This is a genomic window from Streptomyces sp. NPDC003284 (assembly GCF_053589675.1).
Genome location: NZ_JBSFSI010000006.1, coordinates 364,690 through 385,799 on the forward strand (window position 1 = coordinate 364,690; position 21,110 = coordinate 385,799).

The 21,110-nt window shown below is 73.5% G+C and carries 20 protein-coding genes; 8 read left to right on the forward strand and 12 right to left on the reverse strand.

Features of this window, described 5'->3' with window-relative positions:
• Nucleotides 1–18 precede the first annotated feature (18 nt).
• Together ACWDYF_RS16510 and ACWDYF_RS16515 are read right to left on the reverse strand one after the other, a co-directional pair.
• Nucleotides 19–1,776, reverse strand: coding sequence for an FAD/NAD(P)-binding protein (locus tag ACWDYF_RS16510; protein WP_389463986.1), 1,758 nt, complete (start codon nt 1,774–1,776; stop codon nt 19–21).
• On the reverse strand, nt 1,773–2,630 hold the full coding sequence (locus ACWDYF_RS16515; RefSeq protein WP_037896699.1) for an amino acid ABC transporter permease: 858 nt from the start codon (nt 2,628–2,630) through the stop codon (nt 1,773–1,775). Before ACWDYF_RS16515 ends, ACWDYF_RS16510 begins: the two co-directional genes overlap by 4 nt.
• A 508-nt stretch (nt 2,631–3,138) precedes the next feature.
• On the opposite strand from ACWDYF_RS16515, the gene ACWDYF_RS16520 reads away from it, so the two are divergent.
• Nucleotides 3,139–4,095 carry an ABC transporter substrate-binding protein gene (locus ACWDYF_RS16520; RefSeq protein WP_389463984.1) on the forward strand — a complete coding sequence of 319 codons (957 nt, stop codon included), beginning with the start codon at nt 3,139–3,141 and terminating at the stop codon, nt 4,093–4,095.
• Nucleotides 4,096–4,116: 21 nt separating this feature from the next.
• Here ACWDYF_RS16520 and ACWDYF_RS16525 read toward each other — a convergent pair whose 3' ends face one another.
• Complete coding sequence (locus ACWDYF_RS16525; RefSeq protein ID WP_389463982.1) at nt 4,117–5,361, reverse strand: DUF5685 family protein; 1,245 nt, start codon at nt 5,359–5,361, stop codon at nt 4,117–4,119.
• A 288-nt stretch (nt 5,362–5,649) separates the two neighbouring features.
• On the opposite strand from ACWDYF_RS16525, the gene ACWDYF_RS16530 reads away from it, so the two are divergent.
• Nucleotides 5,650–6,087 carry a cell division protein SepF gene (locus tag ACWDYF_RS16530; RefSeq protein WP_018570445.1) on the forward strand — a complete coding sequence of 146 codons (438 nt, stop codon included), beginning with the start codon at nt 5,650–5,652 and terminating at the stop codon, nt 6,085–6,087.
• Between the two features lie 36 nt (nt 6,088–6,123).
• Here ACWDYF_RS16530 and ACWDYF_RS16535 read toward each other — a convergent pair whose 3' ends face one another.
• Both ACWDYF_RS16535 and ACWDYF_RS16540 read right to left on the reverse strand, forming a co-directional pair.
• Complete coding sequence (locus ACWDYF_RS16535) at nt 6,124–7,323, reverse strand: acyl-CoA dehydrogenase family protein (protein ID WP_389463980.1); 1,200 nt, start codon at nt 7,321–7,323, stop codon at nt 6,124–6,126.
• Between the two features lie 62 nt (nt 7,324–7,385).
• Nucleotides 7,386–9,053: an MFS transporter gene (locus ACWDYF_RS16540; protein ID WP_389463978.1), complete on the reverse strand. Its 1,668-nt coding sequence runs from the start codon at nt 9,051–9,053 to the stop codon at nt 7,386–7,388.
• 266 nt (nt 9,054–9,319) lie between these two features.
• Between ACWDYF_RS16540 and ACWDYF_RS16545 the strand changes: the two genes are divergently transcribed.
• Nucleotides 9,320–10,498 carry a hypothetical protein gene (locus ACWDYF_RS16545; RefSeq protein WP_381741398.1) on the forward strand — a complete coding sequence of 393 codons (1,179 nt, stop codon included), beginning with the start codon at nt 9,320–9,322 and terminating at the stop codon, nt 10,496–10,498.
• A gap of 297 nt (nt 10,499–10,795) precedes the next feature.
• On the forward strand, nt 10,796–11,815 hold the full coding sequence (locus ACWDYF_RS16550) for a phosphatase PAP2 family protein (protein WP_389463976.1): 1,020 nt from the start codon (nt 10,796–10,798) through the stop codon (nt 11,813–11,815).
• 49 nt (nt 11,816–11,864) lie between these two features.
• Here the strand turns inward: ACWDYF_RS16550 and ACWDYF_RS16555 are convergent, their stop codons facing one another.
• Nucleotides 11,865–12,080: an I78 family peptidase inhibitor gene (locus ACWDYF_RS16555; RefSeq protein WP_018570450.1), complete on the reverse strand. Its 216-nt coding sequence runs from the start codon at nt 12,078–12,080 to the stop codon at nt 11,865–11,867.
• Between the two features lie 643 nt (nt 12,081–12,723).
• On the opposite strand from ACWDYF_RS16555, the gene ACWDYF_RS16560 reads away from it, so the two are divergent.
• Together ACWDYF_RS16560 and ACWDYF_RS16565 are read left to right on the forward strand one after the other, a co-directional pair.
• Nucleotides 12,724–13,557: a hypothetical protein gene (locus tag ACWDYF_RS16560; protein ID WP_389463974.1), complete on the forward strand. Its 834-nt coding sequence runs from the start codon at nt 12,724–12,726 to the stop codon at nt 13,555–13,557.
• Nucleotides 13,558–13,594: 37 nt separating this feature from the next.
• Nucleotides 13,595–13,972: a hypothetical protein gene (locus ACWDYF_RS16565; RefSeq protein WP_018570452.1), complete on the forward strand. Its 378-nt coding sequence runs from the start codon at nt 13,595–13,597 to the stop codon at nt 13,970–13,972.
• A gap of 100 nt (nt 13,973–14,072) precedes the next feature.
• Here ACWDYF_RS16565 and der read toward each other — a convergent pair whose 3' ends face one another.
• The 5 genes from der to aroH form a co-directional block, all read right to left on the reverse strand.
• The gene (gene der, locus ACWDYF_RS16570) at nt 14,073–15,557 is read right to left on the reverse strand and encodes a ribosome biogenesis GTPase Der (RefSeq protein ID WP_381741392.1); all 1,485 of its coding nucleotides are present in this window, start codon (nt 15,555–15,557) and stop codon (nt 14,073–14,075) included.
• Nucleotides 15,558–15,638: 81 nt separating this feature from the next.
• Nucleotides 15,639–16,226, reverse strand: a complete 588-nt coding sequence (locus ACWDYF_RS16575) for a lysophospholipid acyltransferase family protein (RefSeq protein WP_389464283.1) — start codon at nt 16,224–16,226, stop codon at nt 15,639–15,641.
• A 77-nt stretch (nt 16,227–16,303) separates the two neighbouring features.
• On the reverse strand, nt 16,304–16,999 hold the full coding sequence (gene cmk / locus ACWDYF_RS16580; protein ID WP_381741391.1) for a (d)CMP kinase: 696 nt from the start codon (nt 16,997–16,999) through the stop codon (nt 16,304–16,306).
• 112 nt (nt 17,000–17,111) lie between these two features.
• A complete protein-coding gene (locus ACWDYF_RS16585; protein ID WP_381741390.1) occupies nt 17,112–18,197 on the reverse strand; it encodes a prephenate dehydrogenase in 1,086 nt (361 codons plus the stop codon).
• Nucleotides 18,194–18,556: a chorismate mutase gene (gene aroH / locus ACWDYF_RS16590; protein WP_381741389.1), complete on the reverse strand. Its 363-nt coding sequence runs from the start codon at nt 18,554–18,556 to the stop codon at nt 18,194–18,196. Before aroH ends, ACWDYF_RS16585 begins: the two co-directional genes overlap by 4 nt.
• Before the next feature lie 259 nt (nt 18,557–18,815).
• On the opposite strand from aroH, the gene ACWDYF_RS16595 reads away from it, so the two are divergent.
• Together ACWDYF_RS16595 and ACWDYF_RS16600 are read left to right on the forward strand one after the other, a co-directional pair.
• A complete protein-coding gene (locus ACWDYF_RS16595) occupies nt 18,816–19,289 on the forward strand; it encodes a Rieske (2Fe-2S) protein (RefSeq protein WP_389463971.1) in 474 nt (157 codons plus the stop codon).
• 22 nt (nt 19,290–19,311) lie between these two features.
• The gene (locus ACWDYF_RS16600; RefSeq protein ID WP_381741386.1) at nt 19,312–20,013 is read left to right on the forward strand and encodes a nucleotidyltransferase domain-containing protein; all 702 of its coding nucleotides are present in this window, start codon (nt 19,312–19,314) and stop codon (nt 20,011–20,013) included.
• A gap of 16 nt (nt 20,014–20,029) precedes the next feature.
• Here ACWDYF_RS16600 and ACWDYF_RS16605 read toward each other — a convergent pair whose 3' ends face one another.
• A complete protein-coding gene (locus tag ACWDYF_RS16605; RefSeq protein ID WP_389463968.1) occupies nt 20,030–21,052 on the reverse strand; it encodes an ADP-ribosylglycohydrolase family protein in 1,023 nt (340 codons plus the stop codon).
• Nucleotides 21,053–21,110: the final 58 nt, after the last annotated feature.

Below are 21,110 nucleotides of genomic sequence, written 5' to 3' on the forward strand. Positions count from 1 at the left end.
GGGACGCGGGAGGGCGGTTCAGCCGACGGCGTGCGGGGCGGGCGCGCGCAGGAACGCCAGCACCGCGCGGGCGGTGGCGTCGTTCTGCCGGAACGCCGGGCCGCCGGTGCGCGGCCGGGTGAAGGCACCGGGGGTACGGCCGTCGGTGAACGGGCCGAGCGCGAAGCGCCGGGGGTAAGGGCGCCCGGCCCGGTCCAGGATCCGGCCGTCGGCGCGGTCGACCCGCAGCAGCCCGTCCGGGGTCTCGCCGGCGCCCTCGGCGTGCAGTTCGCGCAGCAGCGGGTCGCGGGTGCGCCGGACGGTGGGTTCGGGCAGCCGCGCCTCGACCAGCGCCCGTGCCTCGGTCACGACGCCGGGCACGGTCTCGCTCGCCGCCCGGAACACCCCGTCCTCGGCGGTGACGGTCATGTTCGCGCCGACGAACCGCAGGACGCCCGCGCGGGACAGGGCGAGCATCTGCCGCAGCCGGGGGCCGGGCGGCCCGGAGGCGAGGAAGCTGAAGAAGCCGTGCCACCAGGGCCCGGTGTCGCCGAGCCGGGCCAACTGCCCGTACACGGACAGCAGTCCGAGGAAGAGGCCGAGGTCGGCGCTGTGGGCGGGATCGTGGCGGCGGCGCAGGTCGGCCTCGATGTGTCCGCGCAGCGCCTCCTGGAAGTCCTCGGCACCGGCGTGCCGTACACCGTGCAGCGGGTGGTCCAGGGCGGCGAGGTCGAGCCGGTCGGCGGGGTCGGGGACGGCGGCGGCGACCAGGTCCCGGCACTCGTCCGGCCCGGCGGCGGCGTACGCCGTCTCGAAGTCCGCCCAGGCCAGGGCGGTCCGTTCGGGGTGGGCGGCGAACAGCCGGTGATAGTGGGCGAATCCCAGTTCCTTCTCGATCAGCGCGCCCACGGCCGCGCGCCGGGTGCCGTCCTCCTCCGGGAGGGCGAGCAGCGCGTCGGTCTGGGCCGGGCCGAGGAAGCGGGGCAGCGGCGGGCGGGCGCCGGTGAGGTCGTAGCCGATCTTCGAGTGGTACGGCACTCCGCGCCGCGAACCGGCGTACAGCACCGGCTCCCGCCCGGAGGGCACATAGGCACCCTGTTCGTAGCGGCCGCCGCGGCCCTCGGTGAGCAGCACCATCAGATCGACGAAGGCCAGGCCGAAGCCGCGGACGAGGACGGGTTCGCCGGGCGGCAGGGCGGACAGGTCGCTGTCGGCGGTGAAGTCCGGCGGCAGATGGACCAGGCCGTGTGCGCGGGCGTAGGCGGCCAGGCGGGCCTGCTCGTCGTCGGGTTCGGCGTCCAGGTGGCCGAGGGCGAGCACCACCAGGTCGGCCAGGAGCGGGTGGTCGCGGCCCTCCAGCCACACCCGCTGGCGGCCCTCGCGCGGCCCGCTGACCCGCAGCGCGCGCCGCCGGTGGTGGTGGACGGTGATGTCCGCGGGCAGCGCGGCCAGCGCCTCGTCGTGCACCCAGCGCAGATAGGAGCCCTGTGTGCGGCGGTCGGCGAAGGTGCGGCCGGGCAGGGCGGCCCACTCGTGCAGGGTCGGGCCCTCGCGCACCGGTCCCGCCATGTCGACCGTTTCGTCGGTGAACATGGTGACGTCCTCGGCGTGCGAGTTCATCCAGAGCAGCGGGGACTGCGCGGCGCGCCAGATGCGTCCGGCGCCGGGCGGGTGCGGGTCGACGAGGTGGATGTCGAGGCCCGCTCCCGTGTACGGCTCGGGCGCGTTGGCGGCGATGCGTTCGAGCAGACCGGTCCCCCGCGGCCCGGCCCCTACGACGACCAGCGAAGATCTCATCGGGTGCGCTCCGTGCCGCGCGCGTAGTGCTGTTCCACGTAGTGCTGGCCGATGCTCAGGACCGTGGTGACGGCGGTGTACCAGAGGGTGGCGACCATCAGCAGCGGGATGACCTGGTAGGTCTGGTGGTAGACGAGCTGGGCCGAGTACAGCAGGTCCTGGACGGCGATGACGCTGACGATGGAGGTGCCCTTGAGGGTGCCGATCAGCATGTTCCCGGCGGGCGGCACGATGGCGCGCATCGCCTGCGGCAGGACGATCCGCCGCCAGCGCCGCCACTGGCTCAGGCCGAGCGCCTGGGCGGCCTCGATCTGGCCGCGGTCGACGGAGACGATGCCGCCGCGCACCACTTCGGCGGCGTAGGCGGCCTCGTGCAGGGTGAGGCCGACGATCGCGACGGTGACCGGGCCGAGCAGATCGACGGTCCGCACCCCGAAGAGACTCGGGTACAGCGCCCCGATGTTGAACCACAGCAGCAGCTGGACCAGGATCGGGATGGACCGGAACAGCCAGACGTAGCCGCGGCTGACGGCGCGCAGCACCGGGTTGGCGGAGAGCCGGAAGACGGCGAGCAGGGTGCCGAGGGCGAAGCCGAGCACCATGACGACGGCGGTCAGCCACAGGGTGAGCCAGAGCCCGCGCAGGACGGAGTCGGAGGTGAAGTAGTCGGCGACGACGTCCCATTGGAACGCCTTGTTGCGTACGACGGAGACCAGGGCGAGGCCCAGCAGGACGAGGACGACGACGGCGGCCGCCCACTGGCCGGGCCGACGGCGCGGCACGATGCGCGGGGCATCGGCGGGTCCGGGGGTGCCGGGGGCGGCGGGTGCTTTGGCGAGGGTGCCGGAGGACATGCGAAGGCTCCGTGACGTAGGTCGAACACGGTGGTGCCTTCACACGGGTCGCGCCGCGGGGCGCTGGACGGCCGAGCCCCTCAGCAGGGCCGTCCCCTGGAGACTACGGTTCTGTTTCCCCGGGTTGTCAAGGGGGTCCAGCATATGAGCCGGACGTCTCGGGGCGGTTGACGGGGAACCGGATGCCTGTTCCACTTGCCCCATGCATCCGCAGCAGTGGCTGGTCACGCGCTCCCACATCGACTTCGGTCGAGTGTGGTCCTGTTCTTGTTGAGCCGACTTCCCGCACGCCCTGCCGCCTTCGGCCGTCCCCGCCGCACCTCCCGTGCGTCCGGCACGTCCTAGCGCGTTCCCGTTCCCGCCGCTCTTCCCGTTCCTGTCGCGCCGCGCGCCTTCGCGGCTCCTTCCGACGCCTTCACACGCGCACCCCTCCCCTCGCGCCGTCCGATCCGGACTTCTTCCTCCTCCGGACCTCCTCCTTCCCATTTTGTTTCCAGGAGACCGCACCATGCGTACGCCCCCGCGCGCCCGTAAACGGCATCTGCTCCCCTTCGCCCTGATCAGTTCGGCGGCGCTGCTGCTCACCGCGTGCGGCTCCGGCGCGGACGGCGCGGCGTCCACGGGCTCCGGCGCGGGCGCGGCCAAGGCCGCCGAGATCCCGACCGCGGACGTCGTCTCCGGGGTGCGCGAGGATCCCGCCGCCGCCCGGCTGCTGCCGCCCGGGGTCGAGGACCTGACGATCGCCTACGCGGTGGGCGGCACCCCGCCCGGCACCAGCTACCTCGGCGACGGCAAGACCCTCGCCGGTCAGGACGTCGACTTCGCGCAGGCCGTCGCCAAGGTGCTCGGCATCCGGCTGAAGACGCAGGAGGCCGGCTTCGAGGCGATCCTGCCCGCCCTGGACAGCGGCAAGTACGACCTCGGCGCGGGCAACTTCGGCGTGACCGACGAGCGGCGCCGCACCATCGACTTCGTCACCTACATCAACGACGGCCAGGGCTTCGCCGCCCGCGCGGACAGCAAGCTGGGCAAGGTCACCAGCCTCGCGCAGCTGTGCGGCCTGAACGTCGCCACGGGCGCCGGGACCACCTTCGAGGCCACCCTGGAGAAGAACAAGCAGCAGTGCGCCGACGCGGGCGAGAAGGCGTACAAGGTGCAGACGTACAGCGAGTCGGGCGCGCTGTGGTCCTCGCTCCAGCAGGGCCGCAGCGATGTGGTGATGTCCACGATCAACGGACTGCGCTACGCGGTCGCCCAGCAGCAGGGGCTGAAGTTCCTCAACGAGTTCCACCGGCTCGACGTCGGCTTCGCCTTCAAGAAGGGCACGAAGCTGGCGCCGGCCTTCCGGGCGGCGGTGAACAGGCTGATCGCCGACGGGACGTACGCGAAGATCCTCGACAAGTGGGGCACGAAGGACTCGGCGCTCACGGAGTCGCGGATCTCCCCGCCGGAACTGAAGTCCTGACGCGGCGGCCGCCCCGCGGGCTCAGCAGTCGCAGCCGCAGTCGCACCCGTCGCAGCTACAGCAGTTCCCGCAGCAGTCGCAGCAGTCCCCGCAGCCGCTGCAATCGGGGCAGTCGCAGTCGCAGTTGCTGCACCAGCCCTCGCGCCGCTGCCGCGACCACGGACCCTCGAACTCGGAGGCGCAGCACACCTTGCAGGTGCAGCAGAGGCCGAGGGCGACCGCGCAGCCGGTGAACAGGCCCCGCTTGCCGGGCCGCGGCGGCTCGCCGCCGAAGGGGTCGACGCCGCCGGGGTGGTGCGGGTCGTGGACGGGCGGGCGCTGCGGGGCGTAGGGGCCCTGCGGCGGGCCGAAGGCACCGTGCGCGGCCTCCTCGGTGCCCGGCGCGTGGCCGCAGGAGGTGGTGCCGAAGGCGCGGTCCACGGAGCGCGGGAGTTCGTGCACCAGCAGCAGGTGGGCGAGCCGTCCGTCGGTGAACTCGGCGTCGCGCAGGGCGAGCCGGATGCCGTGCACCGCGTCGTCGGCGAGCCGGCGGGCCTCGGTGCGTGAAGTGCCGGTCGCGGTCAGCGGGTTCCAGGCACCCGAGGCGGCGTCGGCCGCCTGGTCCTCCACGGCGTCCAGGAGATGGGCGAGCCGTCCGAAGAGCCGTCCGGCCTCGGCGAGCGGGGCGGCGTTGCCGGGGCGGCCGGTGAGGACGGCGGTGTGCGCGAAGGCCGCGGCGGTCGCGGTCTCGGTGGGCTCGGTGACGGCCAGGACCGGGGTGCCGGGTCCGGCCAGGGACTCCAGGCCGGCCTGCCGCTCCACCGCGTCCACCAGGACGGCGGTGTCGAAGCCGACGTCGGCGCCGCTCCGGGCGCCCGCGCGGTTCCAGCGGTCGGCGACCCGGCGGGCGGCGAGCGCCACCGGCCTGCGGGCGAGCAGTCCGTCGCCGTCGGCGACGTGGTCGCGCACCTTGGCCGAGGCCAGCACCAGGGAGACGGCCGCCGCGAGCCGGGCGCCCTCGCCCCGGGCGACCGAGGCGGTGCGCATGCCGCGCAGCGGACAGGGCCCCGCCGTCCGCCGCCCCGCCCCGGCCCTGCCGCTGGTGCCGCGTTCGGCCTGAGCCTCCGTCAGAACCGATATGAGCAGACCGTCGTAGTTGGTCACGACCCGCGCGAACTGTCCGTGATCGCCCCGCAGGGCCAGGCACAGTCCGCACAAGTGCGCCATCCACTGGGCCTTGAGGTTCTCACCGAGCCGGTGGGCGCAGGGTCTGACGATTCCGAACACGACGATCCCCCGTGGTGTCTGCGACGTTGAGCTGCCGCATCGTACCGACCGGCCTGTTCACCCGGACGTACCACGGGTCACCCGAGTGCCGTGGACGATCATATTTCACTCCCGGTCAGCATCGGTGTAGAGCATGACCCTTGGGGCACAAGGCCCTCGACGGATCGGCTGTGCACCAGTACCGTCACAAACCCCCCGCGCGGCGTCTATCCACTTGGCGCGCTGTCAGCATCATGGATGACCATAGGGATGCGAGAACAGAAAGACCGCTAGTGAGAGGAGGCGTCCATGGGATCGGTACGCAAGGCGAGTGCGTGGCTCGGCCTCGTCGACGACAACGAAGACGAGCGCTACTACGACGACGACTACTCCGAGGGGACCGGGTCCGGCGACGCCTGGGTCACCGACCCCCGCGTGAAGGTCGCCACGGACACGGCCGAGGAGAAGGGCCGCCGCATCGGCACGGTGACACCGGACAGCTTCCGGGACGCCCGCGCCATCGGCGAGCTGTTCCGCGAGGGCGTGCCCGTCATCGTCAACCTCACGGCGATGGAGGCGTCGGACGCCAAGCGCGTGGTGGACTTCGCGGCCGGTCTTGTCTTCGGGCTGCGCGGCTCCATCGACCGGGTGTCCACGCGGGTGTTCCTGCTCTCCCCCGCGGACACGGAGATCATCAGCGGTGACCCGGGGGCGCACCGCTCGGACGGCTTCTTCAACCAGAGCTGAGGCAGGGCCGCACACCGGCCCTGCCCCACCCGGGGCTCACCGGAAGGCGTCGAGACCGGTGAGCGCCTTGCCCAGCACGAGCTGGTGCATCTCGACGGTGCCCTCGTAGGTGAGCACCGACTCCAGATTGGTCGCGTGCCGCATCACCGGGTATTCGAGGGAGATCCCGTTGGCGCCGAGGATCGTGCGCGCCGTGCGGCAGATCTCGATCGCCTCCCGTACGTTGTTGAGCTTGCCGAAGCTGACCTGCTCGGGACGCAGGCGGCCGGCGTCCATGCGCCGCCCGAGGTGGTGGGCGAGCAGGATCCCCTTGTGCAGTTCGACCGCCATGTCGGCGAGTTTGGCCTGGGTGAGCTGGAAGCCCCCGATGGGCCTGCCGAACTGCTCGCGCGAGCGCGCGTAGTCCACCGCGGCCTGGAAGCTGGAGCGGGCCGCGCCCATGGCGCCCCAGACGATTCCGTAACGGGCGTGCGACAGACAGCTGAGCGGGCCGCGCAGCCCGCTGACCTCCGGAAGCACCGCGTCGGCCGGAAGGCGCACCCCGTCGAGGACGAGTTCGCTGGTGACGCTGGCCCGCAGGGACCACTTGTGCTTGATCTCGGGGGCCGAGAAGCCCGGCGTGCCGGTGGGGACCACGAAGCCGCGGATGCCGTCCTCGGTCTGCGCCCACACCACGGCGACGGCGGCGACGGAGCCGTTGGTGATCCACATCTTGCGCCCGTCGAGCACCCAGTCGCCGCCCGCGTCGCGCCGGGCGCGGGTGCGCATCGAGGCGGGGTCGGAGCCGTGGTCGGGCTCGGTGAGCCCGAAGCAGCCGATGGCCTCGCCGGAGGCCATGCGCGGCAGCCACTCCTGCTTCTGCTCCTCGCTGCCGAAGCGGTGGATCGCGTACATGGCGAGCGAGCCCTGCACGCTGACCAGAGAGCGGATCCCGGAGTCGGCCGCCTCCAGTTCCAGGCAGGCCAGGCCGTACTGGACGGCGGTGGCGCCCGCGCACCCGTAGCCGCTCAGCGACATGCCGAGCGCGCCGAGGGAGCCCAGTTCGCGGGCGAGTTCCCGGACACCGGGCAGTTCGCCGCTCTCGTACCACCCGGCGATGTGCGGCAGCACCCGGTCCGCGGCCCAGTCCCGCACGGTGGCGCGGACGGCGAGGTCCTCCGGGTCCAGCAGATCGTCGATCCCCAGCGGGTCGACGGGGTCGAACGGGGGCAGCGACGGTCTCGACGACGCCGGCATGAGCACCTCGCATCTCCGACTCAGTCGACTAGCACTGCTAGTCGAACGGCTCCGGCCCGACGTTACGACGCCCGGTGGCCCGCGTCCAGCGCCACCCGGACCGGCTCGGTCTCCCGCTGCGCGGGCAGATCCGCCGCCGACCGCTCCCCCGGTCGCTCCCCTGATTGCTCCGCCGGTTCCTCGCACTGCATCGCCCGCGGCAGCCGCAGCGCGGCCAGCGCGCCCAGCAGCAGCAGTCCCGCGCTCACCAGCAGCGTCACATGCAGTCCGTGCACGAAGGAGTCCCGGGCGGCCCGCCGCAGCGCGTCCCCGGACGGCCCGCCGAGCCGCCCCGCGACCTCGTAGGCCTCCCCCAGGGAGTGCGACGCCTGCGCCGAGGCGGCCGCCGGGACGCCGGGCACCCGGGAGACTCCGGGCGCGTAGGCCGCGTTCATCACGGTGCCGAGCAGGGCGATGCCGATGCCCGCGCCCAGTTGGTAGGAGGTCTCGCCGATCGCCGCGGCCCCGCCCGCCCGGTGGGCGGGCGCCTCGCTCAGCATCGACTCGTACGCGCTGAAGAGCGTCGTCTCCAGGCCGAAGCCGAGCAGCACGAACCCGGCCAGCAGCAGCCCGGCGGCGTCCGCGGTGCCCATCGCGGTCAGCGCGAGCACGGCGAGGGCCGTCGCGCAGAAGCCCGCGCACACCATGCGCCGCGGCCCGAACCGGCGCAGGACGCGCGCCCCGACCAGTCCGGCCGCCATCGCGGCGAAGGTCAGCGGCAGCAGCCGCAGTCCGGTGCTCAGCGGGGACAGGCCGAGCACCAGTTGCAGGTACTGGGCGGCGACCAGCTCCAGGCCGACCAGGGCCAGCATCGCCAGCACGATGCAGCCCACGGCGGTGCCGAAGGCGGGCCGCGCGAACATCCCGAGGTCCACCAGGGGGTGCGTCCGGTGCCGCTGCCGCCGTACGAAGAGCACCAGCAGCGCCGCGCCCAGCAACAGCGGGCCCAGGGTGAGCGCGCTGAGCACCGGCTCACCGCCGCCGAGCCGCTTCACCCCGAACACGCTGCCGAACAGACCGGCCGCGGCCAGCAGCGCCCCGGTCACGTCCCACGGGCCTTCGCGGCCGCCGGTCGACTCGGGCAGCAGCAGCCGCCCCACCGGCAGGCTGACCAGCATCAGCGGGATGTTGACCAGGAAGACCGAGCCCCACCAGAAGTGTTCGAGGAGGAAGCCGCCGAGCAGCGGTCCGACCGCGGCGCCCACCGCGGCGACCGCGCTCCAGACGCCGATCGCGAGCGCCCGCTCGCGCCGGTCGGGGAAGACCTGCCGCAGGATGGACAGCGTGGCGGGCATGATCATGGCACCGCCGACGCCGAGCAGCGCTCGGGCCAGGATCAGCGTCTGGGGATGGTGGGCGAAGGCCGCGAGGGCGGAGGCGACGCCGAAGAGGGCGTAGCCGAGGAGCAGGATCCGTCTGCGGCCCACCCGGTCGCCCAGCGTGCCGAAGAGGATCAGCAGCGAGGCGCAGACCAGTGGGTAGACGTCGACGATCCAGAGCAGTTCGGCGGCGCCGGGCCTGAGGTCCTCGGTGACGGCGGGCACCGCCACGTGCAGCACGGTGGCGTCCACCGCCACCAGCAGCAGGCTGACGCAGAGCACGACCAGGACGAGCCAGCGGCCCGCGCCCTCCCCGGCCGCCCGGCGGTGCGGTCCGCGAACCGCCGCGGTCGCGGCGGACGTGCCGGACATGTACGTACCTCCCAGATGAACCCTCGCCTCGGCGGGCCCGCGGAGTGGGGACGTTCCGCGCCAGGGCCTGGGCCGGGAAGGAGCGGTGGTTCCCGGTCCGCGCGACGAAGGGCGAGTGACACGGCAGCCTACGCGAGTCACCCGCCCGGGTGCGTGGCCGATCTCTCACACTCCCGACGGAACGCGTGTGGTGTACGCCACTCCCTCGTACGGGTGGACCGCCCCGGCCGCCGGACGGCTTTCGGCCACGGTCGATAATCGAGCCCGTGACCGATCTTGCGACACTCCGGGCGACGGCCCGCACCGGGGCCCTGCGCCGCGCCGCCCCCGCGCTCTGCGGCTACGCGGCCGTGCGCGCCCTGGGCCTGCTGGTGCTGGCCCTCTGGAGCGCGGCGCGCGGCAAGAGCGCGTACACACTGCTGACCGCCCGCTGGGACTCCCTCTGGTACGCGCGGGTGGCCGGCGGCGGTTACGGCTACGAGGTGCGCCTGCCGAGCGGTGACGTCCACGCGGACCTGGCGTTCTTCCCGCTGCTGCCCTGGCTGGAGCGGCTGGGCGCCGCGGTGGGCCCGCTGTCGTACGCCGACGCGGGGTTCGCGGTCAGCCTGCTCGCCTCGCTCGCGGCGGCCTGGGGGATCTTCGCGGTGGCCGACCATGTGTACGACCGCCGGGCGGGGATCTGCGCGGTGCTGCTGTGGGCGGTGCTGCCGGTCGGGATCGTGCAGTCGATGGCGTACAGCGAGTCGCTGTTCACGGCGCTCGCCGCCTGGGCGCTGTACTGCGTGCTGACCGGCCGCTGGGTGGGCGCGGGCGCCCTGGCGCTGCTGGCCGGGCTGACCCGGCCGGTCGGGCTCGCGGTGGCCGCCGCCGTGTGGACGGCGGCCGTCCTCTCGCTGCTGCGCGAGCGGCGCGCGGCGGCACCGCTCACGCCCGCGCCCGCGCCGGGTCCCGGCCGGCGCGTCCTCGGCATGCTGCTCGCCCCGCTGGGGGCCGCCGGCTACGTGCTGTGGGTCGGCCACCGCACCGGCGGCGGCCCGCTCGGCTATCTCGACGTCCAGGCGGGCTGGCGCAACGGCTTCGACGGCGGGTACGCCTTCGCGCGCTTCGTCGGCGAGAAGTTCACCGCGTTCCCCTCGGCGCTCGCCGGGGCCGGTCTGATCGTCGGAGTGGCGCTGGTGGTGTGGCTGTACGTCACCGGGGTGCGGCAGGGGCAGCCGCCCGCGCTGCTGGTGTACTCCGGGATCGTCACCGCGCTCGCCCTGTGCGCGTCGAGCTACTTCGGCTCCAAGCCGCGGCTGCTGCTGCCCGCCTTCCCGCTGCTGCTGCCGCTCGCCCTGGCCCTCGCCCGGCTGCGCGCCTCGCGGGCGGCGCTGCTGACCGGCGGCATCGCGCTGGCCTCGGCCGTCTACGGCGCGTTCTGGCTGAACGGCTCGGGGCCGCCGTGACCCGGCCCGGCGCCCGCCGGTCCCCCATGATCATTTTCCGTCCGGTGCCATGAGCCGTGATCCGCCCGGCGCCCCGCGTGCACGCACGGTGAATTCCAGCCGGGCGTTCGCTCAACGCATTCATAAACACCCGGCAACGGACACCAAAATGATCAAAGGAAATGCATGCCGGGCGCCGCGCACTCTTATGAAATCCGGGAAAAACAAGCCCCGTTGAGAGCAATCCCACATCACATCGTCATCACAAACCACGTGATTCGTCCGGGAACCCCACTCACTCGCTGTAACGTCGATTAGGTGCCTACCGAAGGAACCCTCACCCGCCTGGACCGGGTGTTCGCCAGGCTGGACCGTGAGCCACAGCGGCCGGCGCACCTCGACGTGCCGACGATGAGCCGGCACCGGGTCGTGCTCTTCTCGGCGACCCTGGGCTTCTACCTGGCGATCGTCTGGGCCGTGGTGACCACCTCCTGGCTGGTGCGCCTGGACTGGCAGGTCATGTTCTTCCGGCCGTACCAGCAGTGGCCGCAGATCCACGCGTTCCTCGACTACTACGTCGTCCTCGGCCAGCGCGGCCCCACCGCCGTGATGGTCGCCTCCTGGCTGGGCTGGCGCTCCTGGCGGCAGCACACCCTGCGTCCGCTGCTCACCCTCGCCACCTCGCTGCTGCTGCTGAACGTCACGGTCGGCGCCGCGAAATACGGCATGGGACGCCTCGGCCCGCACTACGCGACCGTCATCGGCTCCAACGAGATGGGTCTCGGCGGCGATATATTTCCCAGCGGACACACCGCGAACGCCGTGCTGACCTGGGGAATCCTCGCCTATCTGGCCTCCACCCCGACCGCGCGCCGCTGGCTGTCGGCGCTCTCCGCCGTGACCTCGCTCGGCGTCGGCCTCACCACCGTCTACCTGGGCACGCACTGGCTCAGCGACGTGGTGCTCGGCTGGGCCGCCGGTCTGCTGATCCTGCTCGCGCTGCCCTGGTGCGAGCCGGTGATCGCCCGTGCCGAGACCCGCATCCTCGATCTGCGCGACCGCTGGCGCACCCGCTCCGGCCTGCGCGCCCCGGTTCCCGGACCGGTCCTCCCGGTGGGCACGCCTGTGGTGCACAAGCCGCGCGTCCCGGCAGCGGAGGAGGCCCCGGCGGCCCACGGAGCCCTCGGCGCCGGCCGCGCCTCCCGGACGCCCGTCCACCTCGTCCCGGGCCCGCACAGCGCCCGCGCGGAGCACTCCCCCGTCACCCCGTCCGGCAGCCGCAGGCCGCCGCAGCCCGAGCACGCCCCGCGCGGCACGACCTCGGCGGCCCGCTCCTGACCCGCGGTGCGCACCCGCCCGGGTGCGCACCGCCGCGGGCGGCGCGTCCTCAGCCCTTCCAGGCGCGGGCCACCTTCCCGTCGCCGACCTCGAAGTTGAGCCGCCCGACCCGGTACTCCATGGTGATGACCGCGCCCGGCGGCAGCGAGCGGACCGTGGACCAGCCCCGCTCCCGCGCGAGCCGTTCGGCCCGGCCCGCCTCCAGACCGACATACCGTTCGGGACTGTCCTGGGGCTCCGCCGGCGGAGTGGGAATCGGTGCCATGCCCCCACGCTAGGCGTCCCCCGGAGGGCAGGGAAGTCCACCGCGCTCCTGGTGGCCGCATCCGTACGCATGCGCCTGGCCTGTCACGTTTACGTCACAAGATCACCACAGTGCGCGGCGCCGTACTCCGTCACCCTCACCACCGCCCGCTTCCCTCTCGCGCGGGCATTCGAACGCAATTCCCCGGAGCCCGGACATCCCGTGGGAATACCCGCCGGAAAGCAGCCGGGAAGGCGCGGGAAAGCACGGGAAGCGAATCCCGGAGCACACCCGGAAGGACATTCCGCTTCCCTGCGGTCTCCCCTTCGGCCCCCCTTCGCCCCCTCCTTCGGAACAGCCCGGCGGGACGGGCCCGCACAAGAATTCCACGGCTTCCCGACAGCCTTCCCGATCCGCCCGTGGAGCGGACGGCGTCGCTCCGCACCGCCCGGCCGGGAGCCCGCACCACTCCCCTGTGACGACAGTACGTGAGGAACTGTAAACCCTGTGTGACCATCGGATGGAGGCGGCCGGATTCCGTGCGCCGCAGGGCGTGACTCCCCCCGCGGATCGTCCGTTGTCTTCTGCATGAGCCGGGGGCCCTCCCGGTTCAGGGCCGGGAGCCACCCGGCCCCGCCACGCACCGCATCCCGAGGAGCCACCCGTGCCGCGCATGCTCGACGTCAGCGACGCCGTACGCGCCGAGATCGGCGACGAAGAAGCCGACCGGCTGCTCGCCGGAGAGAACGCCCCGGGCAGTTACGACTGCACGTCCTGCCGCACCCCCGGCGACTCCGCGCAGGAGCGCACCAGCACCGTTCTGTTCGTCGGGGACGAGACCGCCGTCCTCGCCTTCGCCCACTCCACCTGCCTGCCCTCCCAGGTCGTCCAGGTCACCGAGGAGCAGCTGCGGGGCGCGGTCCGCTCCATCAACGCGGACACGGGCGCCCCGGCCCCCGGCGTGCCCGCGCAGGGGACGCCCCCGCAGAACCCGGAGCGGACCGCGCCGCAGCAGGCCGCGCCGGAACAGGCCGTCCTCGGGGTGACCAGCGGGCTCGTCCTGGTCGCGGGCGAGCTGCACCCCGCGCTGGTGGTCGAGCCGACCGGCCCCATCGTGCGGCCGGGCTCCAACGGCCCCGACGACGAATTCCTGACCCTGCTCACCGAGCAGGGCTACGTCCCGATGGCCGACCTCGCCTCCGTGCCGCCCGTGCTGCACGGCTGGTCGGTGCTGCTCGCCATGGGCCAGCTGCACGCCGTCCTCCAGCCGGGCACGGAGGACGGCAGGCCCGCAGCCTGGTGGCAGGCGCACCAGCCGCTCCAGGTCACCGACGGCTGGCGGGCCGCGGCCAACAAGCACCAGCAGGTCCTGATGTTCGCGGCGCCGGTCGGGGCCATCGGGCGCCAGCCCCGCGAGGACCTGCTGCGCAACGCCCTGGACAAGGCGGCGGCGCAGGGCAGGCTGGTCGCGGCGACGCTGCCGCTCGCCGGGACCTGAGCCGCATCTCTTCCGGTTCGGGGTCGTTTGGACATACGTGCACGCATATGAGGTTCCCCGCCGCCAGTCCTACCATCCGAACCGGTCCACACAGCCGTCCCATGATCAGCACGGCTACTCGGCCACGCCGATCTACGACGCGCTCTACGCCGAGTACGTCAAGTCCTACCGGACGCTGCCGGGCGACCGCAGCGGCGAGGAGGACCTGGGCTTCGTCGCGTTCGGCAACCTGCCGCGCGGCCTCGGCCCGAACACGTACATCGCCTACAGCGCGGGCGCGTACAGCACTCGGCACGGCACCGGACGGCAGCAGACGCAGTGGCAGCGCGTCGGGACGCTGGGGCGGCAGGAGGCCGGGCCCGGGATGCACCACGTCCCGGCGGCGCTGCCGCCCGCCCCGCGCCGCGGCGACTGAGCCCGCCGCCGGGCGTACGGGGACACAAGAGGGCGGCCCCTGAGCCAGGGGCCGCCCTCTTGTTGCAGTCCGGCCTGCGGTCCGGAGGAAGGACCTCAGGTCACTTCTTCTTCGCGCCGCGCTTCTCCCGCACCCGCACCGAGATGTGGATCGGGGTGCCCTCGAAGCCGAACTCCTCGCGCAGCCGGCGCTCGATGAAGCGCCGGTAGCCGGCCTCGATGAAGCCGGAGGCGAAGAGCACGAACCGCGGCGGCTTGGTGCCCGCCTGGGTGCCGAACAGGATGCGCGGCTGCTTGCCGCCCCGGATCGGGTGCGGGTGGGCGGAGACCAGCTCGCCGAGGAAGGCGTTGAGACGGCCGGTGGGCACCCGGGTCTCCCAGCCGTCCAGTGCCGTCTCGATCGCCGGGACCAGCTTCTCCATGTGCCGTCCGGTGCGGGCCGAGACGTTCACGCGCGGGGCCCAGGCGATCTGGCCCAGCTCGGTCTCGATCTCCCGCTCCAGGTAGTAGCGGCGCTCCTCGTCGAGGGTGTCCCACTTGTTGAAGGCGAGGACCAGGGCGCGGCCCGCCTCCACCGCCATGGTGACGATGCGCTGGTCCTGCACCGAGATGGACTCGGAGGCGTCGATCAGGATGACCGCGACCTCGGCCTTCTCGACCGCGGCGGCGGTGCGCAGGGACGCGTAGTAGTCGGCGCCCTGCTGGAGGTGGACCCGCTTGCGGATGCCCGCGGTGTCGACGAACTTCCAGGTGACACCGCCCAGTTCGATCATCTCGTCGACCGGGTCGCGGGTGGTGCCCGCCAGCTCGTTGACGACGACGCGCTCCTCGCCCGCGACCTTGTTCAGCAGCGAGGACTTGCCGACGTTGGGGCGGCCGATCAGGGCGATGCGGCGCGGACCGCCGACGCCGCCGGCGCCGAAGCTCTCGCGCGGCGCCTCGGGCAGCGCCTCCAGGACCTGGTCCAGCATGTCGCCGGTGCCGCGGCCGTGCAGCGCGGAGACCGGGTGCGGCTCGCCGAGTCCGAGGGACCACAGATAGGCGGCGTCGGCCTCACCGCTGGGGCCGTCGACCTTGTTGGCGCACAGCACCACGGGCTTGCCCGCCTTGCGCAGCAGCCGGACGACGGCCTCGTCGGTGTCGGTGGCGCCGACCTTGGCGTCCACCACGAAGACGACCGCGTCGGCGGCCTCGATGGCGTACTCGGCCTGCGCGGCGACGGAGGCGTCGATGCCGAGGACGTCCTGCTCCCAGCCGCCGGTGTCGACGACCTTGAAGCGGCGGCCCGCCCACTCGGCCTCGTAGGTGACCCGGTCGCGGGTGACGCCGGGCTTGTCCTCGACGACCGCCTCGCGGCGGCCGATGATGCGGTTCACCAGGGTCGACTTGCCGACATTGGGGCGGCCGACGACGGCGAGCACGGGCAGCGGGCCGTGTCCGGCGGCCTCGATGGCGCCCTCGACGTCCTCGATGTCGAAGCCCTCTTCGGCGGCGAGCTCCATGAACTCCGCGTACTCGGCGTCGCCGAGCGCCCCGTGCTCGTACTCGTGCTCGGCCGAGCCGTCGGGCTGGATGTCGTCGTTCATGAAGTCCGTACCTCGTAGTTCATCGTGGTGATCGGTGGCGGGCGCCACGGTCGGTGGCGCTCTCCACTACTCAAGTGTCACCTAGCGCCCGGTGCGGCGCCTGGCGTTTTCCAGGTGGTCGGCGAGCTGCTTCTGGATGTGCCCGGTGGCCTCGTCCAGTGCCCGCCGGGTCCGTCTGCCGCTGCCGTCACCCGCTTCGAACGGGTCGCCGAAGACGACGTCGACCCGCGAGCGCAGCGGGGGCAGCCCCCGTATCAACCGGCCCCGCCGCTCGGAGCTTCCCAGCACCGCCACCGGGACGATGGGCGCCCCGCTGCGGACGGCGAAGTAGGCGAGCCCGGCGCGCAGCGCGGCGAAGTCGCCCTCGCCGCGGGTGCCCTCGGGGAAGATGCCGAGGACGCCGCCCTGCTCCAGCACGCCGAGCGCCCGGGTGATCGCGGTGCGGTCGGCGCTGTGCCGGTCCACCGGGAGCTGGCCGATACCGGCCAGGAAGGAGCCGAGCGGTCCGACGAACGCCTCCTTCTTGATCAGGAAGTGCACCGGCCGGGGTGCCACGCCCATGACCATGGGTCCGTCGACGTTGTGGGAGTGGTTGACGGCGAAGATCAGCGGCCCGGTCGCGGGCACCTTCCAGGCGCCCAGGACCCGGGGGCGCCACAGGCCGTACATCAGCCCGACGCCGATCCGGCGGCCGACGTCCGCGCCGCGCTCGGACGCGGCACCGGCCGTCTGCTGGGACGGAAGACTCACGCGGCGGCCCGCTTCTCCTCGACGAGCGTGACGACGCACTCGACGACCTGGGCGAGGGTCAGCTCGGTGGTGTCCACCTCGACGGCGTCGTCCGCCTTGGCCAGCGGGGAGGCGGCCCGGCTGGAGTCGGCCGCGTCCCGCTTGACCAGGGCCTCGCGGGTGGCGCGCACATCGGCGCCCTTCAGCTCGCCGCTGCGGCGGGCCGCGCGGGCCTCCGGCGACGCGGTGAGGAAGATCTTCAGATCGGCGTCGGGCAGCACGGTGGTGCCGATGTCGCGGCCCTCGACGACGATGCCGCGGTCGGCAGCCCCGGCCAGGGTGCGCTGGAGCCCGGTGATCACGGTGCGCACCTCGGGCACGGCGCTGACCGCGCTCACCTGCGAGGTGACCTCCTGGGTGCGGATCGGGCCGGACACGTCCACGCCGTCGACGGTGATCGTCGGGTGGGCCGGGTCGGTGCCGGAGACGATCTCCGGCTTGGCGGCCACGGCGGCGATCGCGGTGGGGTCGTCGATGTCGATGCCGTTGGTCACCATCCACCAGGTGATCGCCCGGTACTGGGCGCCGGTGTCCAGGTAGCTCAGGCCGAGCTGCGCGGCCACGGCCTTGGACGTGCTCGACTTGCCCGTGCCGGAGGGGCCGTCGATGGCGACAATCACGGGCTGGGCGGTCCGGGCGGCGCCGTCTTCCACAGCGGGGCACCTTCCTGGTGAAGGGTGGTGGATGGGTGTGCGGGAGCCGGGGCCCCCGGCACAAGGTTACTGGCTGCCCGGGGGCCCTCATGCTGCCGGAGGTGCCCCGCGCTCACTGCCGCAGCGCCCAGCCCCGCTCGCGCAGCGCCGCCGTCAGCACCGGGACGGCCCTCGGCTCCACCATCAGCTGCACCAGACCGGCCTGCCGGCCCGTCGCGTGCTCGATCCGGACGTCCTCGATGTTCACCCCGGCCGTCCCGGCGTCGGCGAAGATCCGGGCCAGCTGGCCCGGCTGGTCGTCGATGAGGACGGCGACGACCTCGTACGCCCGCGGCGCCGACCCGTGCTTGCCGGGCACCCGGACCCGGCCCGCGTTGCCCCGCCGCAGCACGTCGCGGACCCGGGCGCCGCCCTCCTCCCGCTCGGCGCCCTCGGCGGACCGGAGCGCGCGCAGCGCCCGCGCCGTCTCGTCCAGGTCGGCGGCGACGTCGGTGAGCAGATCGGCGACCGGGCCCGGGTTCGCCGAGAGGATGTCGATCCACATCTGCGGCTCGGAGGCGGCGATCCGGGTCACGTCCCGGATGCCCTGCCCGCACAGCCGTACGGCCGCCTCCTCGGCGTGCTCCAGGCGCGCGGCGACCGTGCTGGAGACCAGCTGGGGCATGTGGGAGACCAGGGCCACGGCCCGGTCGTGGGCGTCGGCGTCCATGACGACCGGGACCGCGCGGCAGTGCGAGACCAGTTCGAGGGCGAGGTTGAGGACCTCGGTGTCGGTGTCCCGGGTGGGGGTGAGCACCCAGGGGCGGCCCTCGAAGAGGTCGGCGCTCGCGGCCAGCGGTCCGGACTTCTCCCGGCCCGACATGGGGTGGCTGCCGATGTAGTGGCTCAGGTCCAGGCCCAGCGCCTCCAGCTCGCGGCGCGGGGCGCCCTTGACGCTGGCCACGTCCAGGTAGCCGCGGGCCACGCCCCGGCGCATGGCGTCGGCGAGCACCCCGGCGACGTGCGCGGGCGGGGCGGCCACGAGCGCCAGGTCGACGGGTCCCTCGGGCGCCTCGTCCGTGCCGGCGCCGAGCGCGACCGCCGTACGGGCCTGCTCGGGGTCGCGGTCGGCCAGGTGCACCCGCACCCCGCGGCCGACGAGGGCCAGGGCGGCGGAGGTGCCGATCAGGCCGGTGCCGATGACGAGTGCGGTCCTCACTGGGCGATGTCCTTGCGCAGGGCGGCCGCCGCGCCGAGGTAGACGTGGGTGACCGCGGCGCGCGGCCGGTCGGTCTCGATGTGCGCGAGGACCCGGACCACGCGGGGCATCGCGCCCTCGATGTCCAGCTCCTGCGCGCAGATCAGCGGTACGTCGACGATGCCGAGCCGGCGGGCGGCGACCGCGGGGAAGTCGCTGTGCAGGTCGGGGGTGGCCGTGAACCAGATGCTGATGAGGTCGTCGGCGGTCAGGCCGTTGCGCTCCAGGACGGCGGTGAGCAGCGCCTCGACCTGCTCGCTCATATGACCGGCGTCGTCCCGTTCCAGCTGGACGGCCCCCCGGACCGCTCGTACCGCCACGGCGCTGCTCCTTGCTGACGTGTGCTGACCTGAGTCCGGCCTGAGTGCCGCGGGCCCGCCGGTGACGCGGGTCCCGGCCGACCAGCCTAGTTGGGCGGCGGGCGGCCCACGCGCGGCGCCCGCCCGCTGAGACGGCGAACGGATGCACCATTTGCACCAATGAGTTCGCATTTACTTCGACTTGAGAGTTTTCGGTGCGAAGATGCTTGCGCTCCGCTCGGAGCGACTCCCCCCACCTCGGCACCCTCGGAGTGACGGCATGACTCAGGGCACGACCCGGCGCACGGTTCTCGCGACGGGCGCGGCTGCGCTCGCCGCCGGATGCAGCGACTCGACCTCGGGCGGCGACAGCGCGGCCTCCCCGCAGGCCGCCTCCTCGGCGCCGCACACCGCCTCCACGGCACCGACCACGGCGGCCGCCGCCTCCCCCTCGCACAGCGCCCTCGGCGCGGAGCTGACCCGCACCGACGACATCCCGGTCGGCGGCGGCAAGATCTTCAAGGAGCAGCGCGTCATCGTCACCCAGCCGGAGAAGGGGCAGTTCAAGGCCTTCTCCGCGGTCTGCACCCACCAGGGCTGCACCGTCGCCTCGGTGGAGAACGGCACCATCGCCTGCCCCTGCCACGGCAGCATGTTCCACGCCGCCGACGGCTCGGTGGCGCACGGCCCGGCCGCCCGGCCGCTGGCCGCCAAGGAGATCCAGGTGGAGGGAAATTCCATCCGCCTGGTGTGAGGATCCGCGTACGCTCCCGGGCATGCAGCCCGAGGACCTGGTACGCGACCACACGATCTACGCCTGTGTCATGGGCTCGCGGGCATTCGGGCTGGCGACGGAGGACAGCGACACGGACCGCCGTGGCGTCTTCGTCGCCCCCGCCCCGCTCTTCTGGCGCTTCGAGAAGCCGCCCGCCCACGCCGAGGGGCCGCTGCCGGAGCAGTTCAGCTGGGAACTGGAGCGCTTCTGCGAACTGGCGCTGCGCGGCAATCCGAACATCCTGGAGTGCCTGCACTCCCCGCTCGTGGAGTACGCCGACGACACCGGCCGTGAACTGCTCGCCCTGCGCGAGGCGTTCCTCTCCCGCCGGGTGCACGCCTCCTTCACCGGCTACGCGCTCGCCCAGCGCCGCAGGCTGGAGGCCGGTGTCCGGGCGCACGGCGCCCCGCGCTGGAAGCACGCCATGCATCTGCTGCGCCTGCTGATCAGCGCCCGCGACCTGCTGCGCACCGGCCGCCTGGACATCGGCACCGGCGACGCCCGGACCCGGCTGCTGGCCGTGCGCGGCGGCGAGGTGCCCTGGTCCGAGGTGGAGTCCTGGATGACCCGGCTGGCCGCCGAGACCGAACAGGCCGCGGCGCGCACCCCGCTGCCCGAGGAGCCCGATCTGCGCCGCGTGGAGGACTTCCTGTACCGCGTCCGCCGCGCCTCGGCGCTCGGCGCCCCCGCCCGGCCCGTCTGAGCCCGCGGAAAGCCGCTCAGGCGTCCCAGAGGGCCCCCAGCGCCAGCAGTTCGTCCCGGTACTCGACGCGTTCGGTCCAGGCCGCGGGCCAGGCACCGGGGCCCAGGTGCGCGCCCGCGAAGGCGCCCGCCAGGCAGGCCAGGGAGTCGGAGTCGCCGCGGGTGCAGGCGGCGCGGCGCAGGGCGGTGACGGGCTCGTCGGGGAAGAGCAGGAAGCACAGCAGGCCGGTCGCCAGGGCCTCCTCGGCGATCCAGCCGTCGCCGGTGGCCTCGCACGGATCGTCCTCTGCGGACACCGTCGCCACGGCCTCGGCCAGCCGGTCCAGCACCTCAAGGCACTCGTCCCAGCCGCGGGCGATGAACCGCTCGGGCCCCGCGTCCCCGGTGCGCGTCCACAGGTCGCCCAGCCACAGGTGGTGGTAGCGGGTCCGGTTCTCCTCGGCGTACGAGCGCAGCAGCGGGACCAGGTCCGCCGGGGCGGTGCCGTGCGCGAGGAGGCGCACGGCGTGCGCGGTGAGGTCGGAGGCGGCCAGCGCCGTCGGATGGCCGTGGGTGAGCGCGGCCTGCAACTGCGCCGCGCCCGCCCGCCGGGCGTCGTCCAGGCCGGGGACCAGCCCGAGCGGCGCCACCCGCATGTTGGCCCCGCACCCCTTGGACTCGACCTGGCTGGCCCGCTGCCAGGGCCGGTCCGGGTCGCCGAGCAGACCGCAGGCGACCATGCAGGTGCGGCCGGGCGCCCGGTTGTTGTCCGGGGAGCGCGACCAGTCCACGAACTCCTCCCGCACCGGCCGCTCCAGCCGCCGCGGAGCCAGCGGCCCCCGCTCCATGGCCGTGCGCAGCCCCCGCCCGAGCGCCAGCGTCATCTGGGTGTCGTCGGTGACGAAGGCCGGCGCCGGCAGCTCCATCTCCCGCCACGGCCCGCACTTGGCGAGGATCGAGGGCACGTCGTTGAACTCGGTCGGAAACCCCAGCGCGTCGCCCAGGGCCAGGCCCAACAGCGCTCCGGTGGCCCGTCCGGCGGCGGCGGTCGTGGCGGTCATACGGACTTCCTTCGGGTCGGTCGGGACGGGATCGCGCACGGGCGGGGTGGCGGCGCCG